This is a genomic window from Nocardia sp. NPDC023733, assembly GCF_040639775.1.
In the GTDB taxonomy this organism is placed as follows: domain Bacteria; phylum Actinomycetota; class Actinomycetes; order Mycobacteriales; family Mycobacteriaceae; genus Nocardia; species Nocardia rosealba.
Window position 1 is genome coordinate 381,881 of record NZ_JBFAAN010000001.1, and the last position, 12,279, is coordinate 394,159.

The 12,279-nt window shown below is 67.5% G+C and carries 12 protein-coding genes; 5 read left to right on the forward strand and 7 right to left on the reverse strand.

Annotated elements, in window-relative coordinates:
* Positions 1-2: 2 nt before the first annotated feature.
* Together AB0F86_RS01635 and AB0F86_RS01640 are read right to left on the reverse strand one after the other, a co-directional pair.
* Positions 3-401 (reverse strand): acyl carrier protein, encoded by a 399-nt coding sequence (locus AB0F86_RS01635; RefSeq protein WP_157104761.1) that lies wholly within the window; start codon positions 399-401, stop codon positions 3-5.
* 52 nt (positions 402-453) lie between these two features.
* Positions 454-1,248, reverse strand: coding sequence for an SDR family NAD(P)-dependent oxidoreductase (locus AB0F86_RS01640; protein WP_356983944.1), 795 nt, complete (start codon positions 1,246-1,248; stop codon positions 454-456).
* A 492-nt stretch (positions 1,249-1,740) separates the two neighbouring features.
* On the opposite strand from AB0F86_RS01640, the gene fabD reads away from it, so the two are divergent.
* The gene (gene fabD, locus AB0F86_RS01645) at positions 1,741-2,715 is read left to right on the forward strand and encodes an ACP S-malonyltransferase (RefSeq protein WP_356983946.1); all 975 of its coding nucleotides are present in this window, start codon (positions 1,741-1,743) and stop codon (positions 2,713-2,715) included.
* Here fabD and AB0F86_RS01650 read toward each other — a convergent pair.
* The 4 genes from AB0F86_RS01650 to AB0F86_RS01665 form a co-directional block, all read right to left on the reverse strand.
* On the reverse strand, positions 2,634-3,257 hold the full coding sequence (locus AB0F86_RS01650) for a PadR family transcriptional regulator (protein WP_225280451.1): 624 nt from the start codon (positions 3,255-3,257) through the stop codon (positions 2,634-2,636). The genes fabD and AB0F86_RS01650 overlap by 82 nt on opposite strands.
* 170 nt (positions 3,258-3,427) lie before the next feature.
* Entirely contained in the window at positions 3,428-4,420 is a 993-nt protein-coding gene (locus AB0F86_RS01655; RefSeq protein ID WP_181696916.1) for an LLM class F420-dependent oxidoreductase, read from the reverse strand.
* A gap of 1 nt (position 4,421) precedes the next feature.
* Positions 4,422-5,228: a hypothetical protein gene (locus AB0F86_RS01660; RefSeq protein ID WP_356983948.1), complete on the reverse strand. Its 807-nt coding sequence runs from the start codon at positions 5,226-5,228 to the stop codon at positions 4,422-4,424.
* Positions 5,225-6,133 carry an ATP-binding cassette domain-containing protein gene (locus AB0F86_RS01665; protein ID WP_225280454.1) on the reverse strand — a complete coding sequence of 303 codons (909 nt, stop codon included), beginning with the start codon at positions 6,131-6,133 and terminating at the stop codon, positions 5,225-5,227. Before AB0F86_RS01665 ends, AB0F86_RS01660 begins: the two co-directional genes overlap by 4 nt.
* Before the next feature lie 103 nt (positions 6,134-6,236).
* On the opposite strand from AB0F86_RS01665, the gene AB0F86_RS01670 reads away from it, so the two are divergent.
* The 3 genes from AB0F86_RS01670 to AB0F86_RS01680 all read left to right on the forward strand — a co-directional run bounded on the left by AB0F86_RS01670 (position 6,237) and on the right by AB0F86_RS01680 (position 10,368).
* On the forward strand, positions 6,237-7,007 hold the full coding sequence (locus tag AB0F86_RS01670; protein WP_356983950.1) for a response regulator transcription factor: 771 nt from the start codon (positions 6,237-6,239) through the stop codon (positions 7,005-7,007).
* A 560-nt stretch (positions 7,008-7,567) separates the two neighbouring features.
* On the forward strand, positions 7,568-8,740 hold the full coding sequence (locus AB0F86_RS01675; RefSeq protein ID WP_356983952.1) for a hypothetical protein: 1,173 nt from the start codon (positions 7,568-7,570) through the stop codon (positions 8,738-8,740).
* A gap of 122 nt (positions 8,741-8,862) precedes the next feature.
* Positions 8,863-10,368, forward strand: a complete 1,506-nt coding sequence (locus AB0F86_RS01680) for a tetratricopeptide repeat protein (RefSeq protein WP_356983954.1) — start codon at positions 8,863-8,865, stop codon at positions 10,366-10,368.
* A gap of 271 nt (positions 10,369-10,639) precedes the next feature.
* Here the strand turns inward: AB0F86_RS01680 and AB0F86_RS01685 are convergent, their stop codons facing one another.
* Entirely contained in the window at positions 10,640-10,972 is a 333-nt protein-coding gene (locus AB0F86_RS01685) for a helix-turn-helix domain-containing protein (RefSeq protein WP_067492681.1), read from the reverse strand.
* Between the two features lie 92 nt (positions 10,973-11,064).
* Here AB0F86_RS01685 and AB0F86_RS01690 point away from each other — a divergent pair, with 92 nt between their 5' ends.
* Positions 11,065-12,264, forward strand: a complete 1,200-nt coding sequence (locus AB0F86_RS01690) for an MFS transporter (RefSeq protein WP_356983956.1) — start codon at positions 11,065-11,067, stop codon at positions 12,262-12,264.
* Positions 12,265-12,279 lie beyond the last annotated feature (15 nt).

Here is a 12,279-nt window from a genome sequence, read left to right on the forward strand (position 1 = left end):
GGTCAACTCGCCGCGACGGTGTGTTTGGACACCATGTCCGCGAGATTGCGCACGGTGAACAGACCCATCACGTCCTCGGCGCCGAGCTTGCCGCTGAGTTCGGCCGGGTCGATCTGGGGCATCACCTTGTGCAACTGCTCGAGGCCGAGGTCGGAGACCATTCCGTCGTCGGTGCCGAATTGCTCGTCCGGGATGCCGCCCTGGATTCGCTCGCTCAGCTGGGTGGTCGTGATCTTGACGCCCAGGCGGCGTTCGATTCGGAAAAGAATGTCGAGCAGATCGATCGACTCGGCGCCGACCTCACCGAACAGGGTGGCATCGGCTTCGACCTCGTCGATGTCCAAAGCGACTGCCTCGGCGACGATTTCGCGGACGGTATCGATAACGCTGATTTCGGACATGCTGGTTTCCTCCATCTGGAAGTGGTCGGATCGGGGTGGAGCGGGGGGCCGGCTAGCGCCGCGCGGTCTTCTTGAGCGGTTTGCCGGTCAGTAGCGTCCCGGCGACCATGCCGTCGACCGGGACGAGCGCGCCGGACAGATGCCGGTTACCGGGCGCGGCGAGGTAGGAGACCAGGTCCGCCACCTCGTCGACGGTGGTCGCACCCGAAATGGGCACCTGCCCGATGACGGAGTCGCCACCGTCACCACTGAGAACGTCGGCGATCATCTCGGTCTCCACGAAGCCCGGCAGCACCGCGTTCACCCGGATGCCGAAGCGGGCGAACTCGAGCGCCGATGCCCGGGTGAAGGAGTTGATCGCCGCCTTGGACGCCGCGTAACTGGAGGCACCGAACCAGGCGCGTTCGCCCATCACCGAGGAGATGTTGACGATGGCCGCGCCGTCGCTCTGGGCGAGCGCGCCACAGGCTGCCCGCGTGCCGTTGAACACCCCGCCGAAGTTGACCCGCATGACCTCGAGCCAATCGCTCTCCGACATTTTCATGATCAATTCGTTGCGCGTGATACCCGAATTGTTGACGAGGATGTCGAGCTTTCCGGCGAATTCCAGAACCTGCTCGACAATCGACTCGGCAGCACTGTAGGAGGAGATATCTCCCTGAAGGGCAACGGCTTTTCCGCCGTTGTTCTCGATTTCGGTGACCACTTCCTTGGCCGCCTGCTCTCCGCGAAAGTAATTCACGGCGACAATGGCGCCTTCTGCGGCGAGACGACGGCAAACCGCGCGTCCTATTCCGCCTGATCCGCCGGTCACCAGTGCGACCCGGTCGGTGTGAATTGCTGACATCAAGTACCTCCCCAGGGGTCAGCATGAAAAGTGTGCGATGGTCCGGTTCGGACGATCTCATCCACACTTTCCGAAACCGATGATCCGGCAGTTAAACCCCAGGTGCAACCGGCATAGATGTGATTTGCGCCATAATAGCTGTTCGCTATTGCTGACTGGAGGGGCTCTTAGCACGTGCTGTTGCAGTGCGCTAGCTAGTAATTTCAGGGGGCTGCGAGAGGCTGATCTTCGCGCGGGAAAGACGGAATAGATACGGCGTTAACGCTGAATTCATCATGACGTGAGTCGATGGCGAAAACCGACCGGTCGGAGATTCGGCCGAGATATGCTTCGCGGTATACCAAACAGGCAAGTCTTGAACTCCCGTCCGCCTGCGAGCAGAATCGAGCGACGACGCTCGTCGTCCGAGCGGAATTTCCTGTATCCGTACCTGCAGATGTTTTTGACGCCTGTCCAGGTTGATACCCGTTCTATATTCAGGGGAAGAATCGCATGACATCCACCGCTTTCCTGTTTCCCGGCCAGGGCTCACAACGTGTCGGCATGGGTCACGACCTGGCGCAGGCCTACCCCGACCTGGTCGCGCCGCTGTTCCGGGCCGCCGACGAGGTGCTGGGCTTCGAGCTGTCCCAGCTGTGCTGGCACGGACCGGAGGACCGCCTCGCCCGCACCGACATCACCCAGCCCGCGATCTTCGTCGCCAGCCTGGCCGCCTACCGTGTGCTGGCCGAACTCGTTCCCGCGCCGGTGGTTGTCGCCGGCCACAGCCTCGGCGAGTACACCGCCCTGGTCGCGGCGGGCGTGCTCGAGTGGACCGACGCGCTGCGCTTGGTCCGGCGCCGCGGCGAACTCATGGCGCGGGTCAACGAATCGAATCCCGGTGCGATGGCCGCCGCTCTCGGGCTGTCGAGTGGCACGGTCGAACGGCTCTGCGCCGAGGTGCGCGAGCAGACCGGGGCGGTCGTCGAGGTCGCGAACTACAACGCCGAGGACCAGACCGTGGTGTCGGGCAGCGAGGCCGGTGTGACCGAATTCACCACCAGGGCAACCCGACTCGGCGTCGAGGGGGCCAAGGTGAAGCGGCTCGCGGTCGGCGCGCCCTTCCACAGCTCGATGATGGCCCCGGTCGAGGCGGAGTTCGCGGCCGATCTCGCCGGGGTCCGCTTCGCCGACCCGGTGATCCCGCTCGTCGCGAATGTCACGGCAGCGCAGGTGCATACGGGGGAGCAGGCGCGTGCGGGGCTACGGGCACAGCTCGCCGGATCGGTGCGCTGGAGCCAGAGCCTGTGCACCGTCCGGGAATTCGGTGTCGAGACGTTCGTCGAAGTGGGCCCTGGTCGGGTGCTCACCGGGTTGTGTAAACGGGCGTACCCCGAGGTGGCGAGCTATTCCGCGGGCGACCGACGGCGCATCCGCGCGGTGGCCGAGGAAGTGGGCGGGGTGTTCCCGGCGGAGGCGGTGGGCTGAACCGCTGCCCGGCGCTGTTCGATCTCACCCCAGAACTCGACCGACAGCGCTTCGTAGCGGATGCCGAACTCGAGCACGAGCAGCTCGTGGGAATCGCTGGCCGGATCGCCGGAGAGCGAATCATGGGCGGCGAGATAGCGATCGAGCCGTTTCTGATGCGCCTGCTTCTCCCCGGCGGCGACCTCGACCACGTCGTCGGGGGAGGAGAGGCTGCCGAAGTACAGCTTGAGCAGTCCGCTGTCGCGCAGTTCGTGCGTGCGCCTGTCCTGCCCGGTGGTGAGCCAGTCCTCGAGTTCGGCCCGGCCCGCGTCGGTGATGGAGTAGATCCGGCGGCGGCGACCGGTGGTCTCCTGATAGCCGGACAGCAGCCCCTCTTCGACGAGGCGTTCCGGTTCTGCGTAGATCTGGGAATGGGGGAACGACCAGAAGAATCCGATCGAGCGATCGACCTGCTTCTTGATGTCGAAGGGAGTGCAGGGTCCGGTGCGGGCGACCAAGCTGAGGACCAGATAGGACGTCGGGCTGAGCTTCCGGTCGGCCAAGCAGCTCACTCCTCTGGTATCGGGTGACAACATCCTGGGTGAGAAACAGGAATGTTTCATTATTGGAGCCGGATATCGCGATCCGCACTATACGTTTCGGACTATGCGCTGTCAAAGGCTGCCCGCAGTCGTCCGCCGTGCGACGACAGCGTCACACGGCGGACGAAGGCTCAGGCGACCAGCGGTTTCAGTGCCTCGCCTGCCATCTCGAGAACACCGGGATGGTGGCCGTTGGCAACCATGTTGATGATGAGGCCGTCGACGCCGTGGACCAGCACGCGTTCGGAGATCTGCTCGGCGACCTGCTTCGGCGTTCCGACGAACAACTTGCCCGCCATCGAAGCCCGCACCCGCTCGACCTTCGCCCGTTCACCCACGCGCGCGGCGAACATGTCGTCGATGAGCTGTTCGGCGCGGTCGGCGTTCTCGTCCATCACGACGAAGGCGAGGTAGCTGACATCCAGCGTCGACCGGTCGCGCCCGGCCTCCGCGCAGCGCTGGTCGAGGGCGGCCATCTTGCGCGGCAGCTCGTCGGTCTCGCAGCCGATGCTGAGATGGTCGGCGTGCCGTGCCGCCAGGGCGAAGGTCTTCTTCTCGCCCGCACCGCCGAGCATGATCGGCACGTCGTCGCGCATGCGTGGTTCGTTGATGACGTTCGCGACGCGATACCAGGTGCCCTCGAAACTCGGGCGTTGTCCGCGGAACATCGGTGCGATGATCCGCAGTGCCTCGTCCAGCTTGGTGAACCGGTCGGTGAAGGTGCCGAATTCGTAACCGTAGGCGAGGTGTTCGAGCTCGAACCAGCCCGCGCCGATACCGAGCATCGCCCGGCCCCGGCTGATCACATCGAGGGTGGTGACGATCTTGGCGAGCAGCGCCGGATTGCGGTAGGTGTTGCCGGTGACCATGGTGGACAGCCGGATCGTCTCGGTGACGGCGGCGATCGCGCCGAGCGTGGTGTAGGCCTCGAGCGTCGGGCCGTTCGGCGGGCCGAAGCGCTGATAGAAGTGGTCGGTCAGGAACAGGGTGTCGAATCCGGCCTTCTCCGCCGCCTGCGCCTGCGCGACGATAGCGGGGAACAGCTCGTCGACCGGTGCGCCGAAATTGAAGTCGGGCATCTGGAAACCGAGGCGGACGATGCCCCGGCCGGTGGGTACGGACATGTCAGACATCCCTTCGGAGCAGGGCGCGGCGGGCAAGGGCCGACACCCCGAGTGTCACGGTTACCACGATCGCCAGCCGGGGCCAGCCGCCGAGCGCGCCGATGAGTTCGGCTGAGGCATCGGCACTTTGGGAGAGCTTGCCGACCACGGCACTGGGTGCCTGCAGGGTCGCCAGCTTGTGCAACTCGCCGAACGCTGTCGCCGACGCCGCCTCGGGCAGCACCACGTGCGCGGCCGCCGCGGCGACCGCCCCGGCGGAGCTGCGCATCAGGATGCCGAGCGCCGCCCCGAACAGGGCCACCGCCGGGAACACGCAGACGATGCCGAGCAAGCCCGGAAACGCGTCACCCGCGGCGTATTTCGAGCTGTCGATGGCGAAGATGCCGACCAGATAGGTGAGCGTGGTAGCCGCGATGCCCAGGGTCGTGCTCACCGCGGCGGCGGTGAGCATCTTCGCCCCGAACACGACATCGCGTTGCGGTGTCGCCGCCAGGACCGATCGGATGGTCCCCGAGGTGTACTCGGTGGAGGTGACCAGTGCACCCCAGGCGCCGATGAGCGCGATGGGCAGGGTCATGGCGGTGAAGGCGCCGCCGATCACGGTGTCGGTGGTCTCGAGGCTGTCGGACAGGCCGACCAGTGCCGCCGACACCGGGCCGATCAGCAGCGCAAGGACGGGCAGCAGGAACAGCGCCCGCGACGATCGGATCTTGATCAACTCCGAGATCACCTGGTATCGCATCACCTCCCGGGGTGGCGCCGAGCGGTTCGGGGTGGCGGTGGTGCTGGTGACGATCGTGGTACTCATGCCGACTCCTGCAGTGTTTCGGTGTCCTGGAAGGTGTGCCGACCGGAGACCAGCCGGGTGAAGACCTCTTCGACCGTCGCGGTGACCGGCGTCAGCTCGTCGAGGACGATGTCGTGGGTGGCCGCGAGGCGCCAGATCTCGCGTGCGGTCACCCCGCGCACGGTGCCGGTGTCGCCCCGGATCTCGATGCGGTCGCCGAGCACGGCGGCCAGCCGGGCCAGCTCGTCCCCGCGCACCCGCACCCGTGGTTCGGCATTGGCGACGAAGTCGGCGGTCGGCTCGTCGGCGACGATCTTGCCCCGGCTGATCACCAACAGATGATCGGCGACCAGTTCGGTCTCGCTCATCATGTGGCTCGACAGCAGCACCGTGCGGCCCTCGTCGGCCATGGCCCGCAGGGTCTGGCGGATCCAGCGGATGCCCTCGGTGTCCAAACCGTTGACGGGTTCGTCGAGGATCAGCACGGCGGGATCGCCGAGCAGGGCGGCGGCCACGCCGAGGCGCTGGCGCATGCCGAGCGAGAAGCCTTTCACCCGCATCCCGGCCACGTCGGCGAGCCCGACCCGCTCGAGCACCTCGTCGACCCGCGTGCGTGGGATGCCGTTGCTCGCCGCGAGGAAGGCCAGATGGTAGGCGGCGGTGCGCGATCCGAGCACATCGCTCGCATCGAGCAGGGCGCCGACGGTGTGCAGTGGGAATCGCAGGTGGCGGTAGTCCTGGCCGAGTACCGTCGCCGTACCGGAGGTTGGGGTGTCGAGTCCGAGTATGCAGCGCATCGCGGTCGACTTGCCCGAACCGTTGGGGCCGAGAAACCCCGTGACCCGACCTGGTTCGACGGTGAAGCTCAGGTTGTCGATGGCGCGAGTCCTGCCGTAGAACTTGGTCAAGTTACGTGCTTGGATCATGCTTTCGAGCGTATTGAGCAGGCATTTTCGCCACATCCATCCCGGGAGCCAACTGCGCGGGTAGTCCTCGAGAGGGATGCGGCCCGCCCGGTGCGTTCGCGCGGTGGCGATTACGCTGATGTCGCAGGGTGGTTCGGATCGGTTCGGCGCAGCGCGCGCCGTCCGCACAGAGGGGCGAATTCCGTTGTCGGACAACCAGTATCAAGCTCGAAGTGGGGCACCGGCGAACATCCGGGTGCTCATCGCCGACGATCAGGAGCTGGTGCGCGAGGGCTTGAGCGTGCTGCTGGACTCCCAGCCCGACATCGACGTCGTCGGTCAGGTGGCCGACGGCGAGCAGGCGGTGCGCGAGACCGAGCGGCTGGCCCCCGATGTGGTGCTCATGGATGTGCGGATGCCGGTGTGCGACGGGATCGAGGCCACTCGCCGTATCACCGCCGCCGGCCCGGCCAAGGTGATCGTGCTGACCACCTTCGACCTCGACGCCTACGTGTATTCCGCGTTGCGTGCCGGTGCCTCGGGCTTTCTGCTGAAGGAATCCTCGGCCCGTTCGCTCGGTGAAGCGGTGCGCGTGGTCGCCACCGGTGAGGCGCTGCTCGCCCCTTCGGTCACCCGGCGCCTGCTGTCCGAGTTCGCCCGGCAGGGGCAGTCGGTGCGGTCGGCGGAGAAGGCGGCGGGGCTCACCGCGCGGGAGACCGAGGTACTGGTACTCATCGCACGCGGGTTGTCGAATGCCGAGATCGCCGGGGAGATGGTGATTTCCGAGCAGACGGTGAAAACCCATGTCGGCCGGATCCTGGACAAACTGCAATTGCGCGACCGGACCCAGGCGGCGATCTACGCCTACGAGACTCGGCTGGTGAGCCCGCTGTAACACCGGCGGCGATCAGGAGCGAACTTGTCGTAGTCGCACCGTAGCGTGATGCGCGGTGGACGCCGGTCGCCGAATGGTTCGCCGGCGCCGTACGCAGCATCGTCAACGGTACGACGTCGGCGGGGAGGGAATGGTTGTGACGGTGGAGGGGGCGCTCGAACGTGCGCGTGCCGCCAGGCGGATCGGACGTGTCGAGGAGGCGCGCCGGGTGCTGGGTACTGCCCTGGCGCAGGCGCACGACGACCCGGACGTGCTGGTCGAGTTGGCCGGAATCGCCTACGACAGCCTGGAATTCGACAAGGCCCTCGACTACGCGAGGCAGGCGGCCGTCGGCGAACCCGAATCGGCGGGCGCACACGAGATGATCGCCAAAGCGTCGGCGGCACGCGGTGACTGGGACACCGCCTTCGCGCACGGCGACATCGTCGTGCGGCTTTTTCCCGACGAAGCGTTCTCATGGCTGCTGCTCGCCTGGTTGCGTGCATTCGGGGCTCCCCGGGACGAGGCCGGGGCGCGCGGCACTGTCGGAAGCCATCGCACTGTCGCCGGAGGACGTCGAGGTGCATCGGTCGGCTGCCGTGATCTACGCGCGCCTGCGCGACCGCGACGCGGCACGACGACATCGCGGGGCGGGCCTCGAGATCGACCCGACACAGCCGGAACTGCTCTACCTGCAAGCTCGATCGGAATTCACCCTGAGCGGCAGCAGGACGGCGGCCGTTGCCACGCTGCGGAGCCTGCTGGCACAGACACCGGCCTATGCCTCGGCGCGGCTGATGCTCGCCGAGATCTGCTGGCGGGCCATGATGCGCTTGGCGGCATGGGTCTGGGTTTTCGCGGGATGTGCTGCGCTGGTGGGTATCTGGGGTAGACCGTGGCTGCTGTGGGTGCTGACCGTGATCTTCATCGTCGTCCCCGTCCGTGCGTGGACCGGGGTGTGCGGCACGCTGCGTGACCAGCTCCCTCCGGGCTATCTACGTGCCAGGACCCTGCGCCGCCCCGGGGTACTTCTCGCACTGGTGCTGGCCGCGGCAGTCGGCGCGATGGTGGTCGTCGGAGCCGTGGCGATGTCGTCCGCCGATGCCGCCACAGTGCGGTTCGGCTGCCGTCTACTCGTGCTCGGCGCGCTCGGGGCCGCGCTCGCCCACCTCGTGATCTTCGCGGCCTGGTTGCGGCGCGGACACGACGACGTCCCCCCGGACGGCGGCGCAGCCCTCGCGGCCGGCTACCTGGTCGTGACCGCGGTGGTCCTGGTGCCGTTGACGGTGATCGTGTGGTTCGTGCGTGGCTGGACACCTCAGCCCGCGGTATCGGGGGCCTTGTCGGCGGTGCTCGGCATCGTCTTGCTCACGTTCCTGATCGAATGGATTCGTGCGCTCTTGATCGACTGGATTCGTGTGCTCCGGCTGCGCCGGTCCACCCTGCGAAAAGATCTGGAGTTCGCGCTGGTCTTGGTATCGGTAGCCGTCGTGGCGACGGCGGCGCTGTTCTCGGGTGGTCGCGAAATCGACGTCGGCGTGTTGCGGAGCCGCGATGTCGTGAATACCCCTGCGCCATCGCAGGTTTCACCGAGCACGGTTCCGGTGTCACCCACGCCGACTCTCGTCCGGCTACCGACCGTCCCACCACAGATCACGACTCCACGCGCGATACCGAGGCCGCCACTGTATGCGCCGTCCTACTTCCGGCTACCTACAGTTGGCCAGGTGCCGATCGTGACACCTGAGCGCTGATCACTCGGGTGGGCTCGGCGCCCTGGCCTGATCTCGACTGCCGCGAGCAGTGGCAGGCCGGTCGTCCTGACTGCCGTAGCAACGGTAGTGTGCGCCCGAGGAATCCAGGGGGAGGGGAAATCGTGCCGGTACAGGCAGCGCTCGAGCGGGCGCGGGTGGCTTTGGAGATCGGGCGGGCCGAGGAGGCTCGGGGAATTCTGGGGGCCGTGCTGGCGCAGGCACCGGACGACCCGGAATTGCTTGTCGCGCTGGGGAACACGGCCTTCGCGCTCGACGATCCGCAAGAGGCGTTGCGGTGGGCGGGGCGCGCCATCGGTGCCGACCCTGAACTGCCCGAAGCGCAGATGCTGGCCGCCATGTGCGCGGCGATGCTGGGGGAGTGGGGGCGGGCGCGCGAGCACAGCGAGACGGTCCTGCGGTTGCTGCCCCACGAACCTGCTTCGCTGTTGCTGGCGGCGTGGATGATCGCCTTCGCGCCGGGCGCCGACAGCGACCGGGCCGTTGCGCTCGTCGGCAAGGCCGTCGAACTCGCGCCCGACGACGCCGGCGTGCACTGCTCCGCCGCCGAGATCTACGAGCGCCTCGGCGACTTCGACGGGATCCGGCGCCATGTCGGCGCGGGACTCCTGCTCGACCCGACCCACACAGACCTGCTCCGCATGCAGGCGCAGCTCGAGTTCGGCGGCGTCGACGGTGGCAGGCAGTCGGCGGTGGCGACGCTGCGCGGTGTCCTCGCGCAGGCGCCGACGGACAGCAAGGCGAAACGGCTGCTCGCCGAGGTGCACTGGCGATCACTGATGCGGCTCGCCGCGTGGGTGTGGTTCTTCGCGGGTTGCTATGCGGCCGTGGCGATGTGGGCGCCCACGATGCTGCTCCGAATCGTGTCGCCGGTGTTGCTGGCGGCGATTCCGCTCGCCTGGTTCGGCGTGTTCCACAAGCTGCGCAAACAACTGCCTACCGGGTATCTGCGGACTCGCGTGTTGCGACCGCGCGTGGTGTTCGCACTGCTCGTGGTGGTCGGTGCGGCGTTCGGTGTCGTACTCGGCGCGGTGGCGATGCGGTCGGAGTACGTGGCGTTCATCCGGATCGGGAGCTGGCTGCTCGTGCTCGGTGCGCTCGGGGCCGCGCTCGCGCATCTGCTGCTGTACACGGCGTGGTTGCGGCCGGGTCGCGACGACCCCGATCCCGAAGACGGCTTCGACTTCACGGCCGTGCAGATCATGGTGCTCGGCATCTGCGTGTTGCCGCTGGTCGTCCTCGCCGGTCTCACACGCGGATTCGCGCGCCAGCCCGCCGTATTCGGTGCGTTCCTCGCCGTGGTCGGTGCGGTGTTGTTCACCCTCGTTCTGGAAGCCGGAATCGGAATCTGGCGCGATAGAGCGGGATACCGCAGGCTGCCCGTGATCGCGGCGATCGTGTGCGCCCTGCTGGCCGGGGCGGGTGCGGCTGTGTGGTGGGGTGGCGGCGAGATCGTCGACGGGGAAATGCGCGGCCGTGAGTTCATGAATGTGCCCGCACCGCCGACGATCTCACCGCGCGAGTTCCCGACGATCCCGACCCTGCGAGTTCCGACTCTCGTCGTACCCCCGACTGTCACGGGGGTACCGGCCGTGACCCCGACCCGGTGACACCGGCAATCGGTCCGCAGGGCCACATGGTCGCGCGAGCAACTGTCGGTTCCGGTGCCTGGCGACCGTAGGCCGCGAGGGGTGGTGACAGCGGCAATCGGTCCGCAGGGCCGCGTGGTCGCGCGAGCAACTGTCGGTTCCGGTGCCTGGCGACCGTAGGCCGCGAGGGGTGGTGACAGCGGCAACCGGTCCGCAGGGCCGCGTGGTCGCGGCAGCAGGTGTCGGCTCCGGCGCCCGGTGACCGTAGGCGCGAGGGCAGGACCGCTGCTCGTCAGTCGTCGGCAGCGCTGTTGGCGGCGGCGACGACTGCGGGGAGCAATCCAGGGACCGCCGATTCGACATCTTCGGTGCGTAGGCGCTGATAGGTCTGCCCGTCGAGGGTGAGGCGCTCGATGAGGCCCGCTTCGCGCAGGATCTTGAAGTGGTGGGTCGCGGTGGACTTGTTGATCGCGTCGTAGAGCGCCGAGCAGCGCAGCGGGCCGCCCGCGTTGCTCAGGCGCCGCACCATTTCCAGGCGCACGGGATCGTGCAGCGCGCCGAGTACGGCGGGCAGCTCCGCCACGGGCAGGGTGGGCGCCGCGGGGAGATCTTTAGCCTGCGTCATGATCTACCTCACTCCCGGGTTTGATAGTCATCATACCCGGCGTAGGGTCAGGGTCGTTCGATGGTTATCAAACTCACCTGATGGGGGCTGCGATGGCAGCGACAACGATGGTGCCGACCGAAACCGGTCAACGGTGGGCCTACGGGCTGGTACTCGCCGCCACCGGCGTGGCACTCGGTGTCTCCGGGGCGCCCGCCCCGCTGTACGGAATCTACGAAACCGAATGGCACCTGTCGCCGTTCACCACGACGATGGTCTTCGCCGTGTACGCGGTGGCCGCGCTCGGCGCGGTGCTGGTGTCGGGTCGCGTGTCCGACGTGGTCGGGCGCAAGCCGGTGATCGTCGGCGCGTTCGCCACCATGATCCTCGGGCTGATCGCCTTCCTGCTCGCCGACTCGGTACCGATGCTGCTGCTGGCGCGGGCCCTGCACGGCGCGGCGGTCGGGGCGACCGTGGTGGCGGGTGCCGCCGCGCTGCTGGATCTGCGACCCGAACGGGGCGCGCGGTCCGGCCAGCTCAGTGGGGTGGCGTTCAATGTGGGCATCGCGATCGCGGTGCTCGGTACCGCCGTGCTCGCCCAGTACGCGCCGTCGCCGCTGCGCACGCCGTACGTGGTGATCGCGGTGGTCTGTCTTGCCGCCGCCGCGGGGATCCTCGCCCTGCGCGAACCGCACACGGCCCGGGTCAAGGGACGTATCACGATCGCGAAACCCGCTGTGCCGCAAGAGATCAGTGCCGATTTTTGGTTCTCCGCGATCGGTGTGATGGCCGCGTGGTCGGTGCTCGGTGTGCTGCTGTCGCTGTATCCGTCGCTGGCCGCCGCCGAGACCGGCGTGCACAACCTCGTCTTCGGTGGGGTCGTCGTCGCCTCGACCGCCTTGGCCGCGGCGATCGTCCAACTGTTCGCCACCCGTATTCCGGCGCGCAGGGCGGCGATCATGGGTGACCTCGGTATGGCCGCCGCGCTGCTGGCCACCATTCCGGCGCTGGCCACGAAACAACCGGCCGCCGTGCTCGTCGCGGGGCTCGTGCTCGGCGCGACGTTCGGGCTCGGCTTCGGTGGTTCGCTGCGTCATCTGTCGGAAGTAGTGCCGCCGCATCGGCGCGGAGAAACGATGTCGGCCTATTACCTGCTCGCCTATTCGGCAATGGCTTTGCCGACGCTCGCGGCAGGTTGGGCGGCGACCACCTGGGGAATCGCGACGGTATTCCCGTGGTTCATCGCGATCGTCGCCGTGGCCTGTGTGCTGGCCGCCCTGCTCGGGCTGCGCGGCAGCCGAGCGAAAGGCTGAGGACGAACCCCGTCC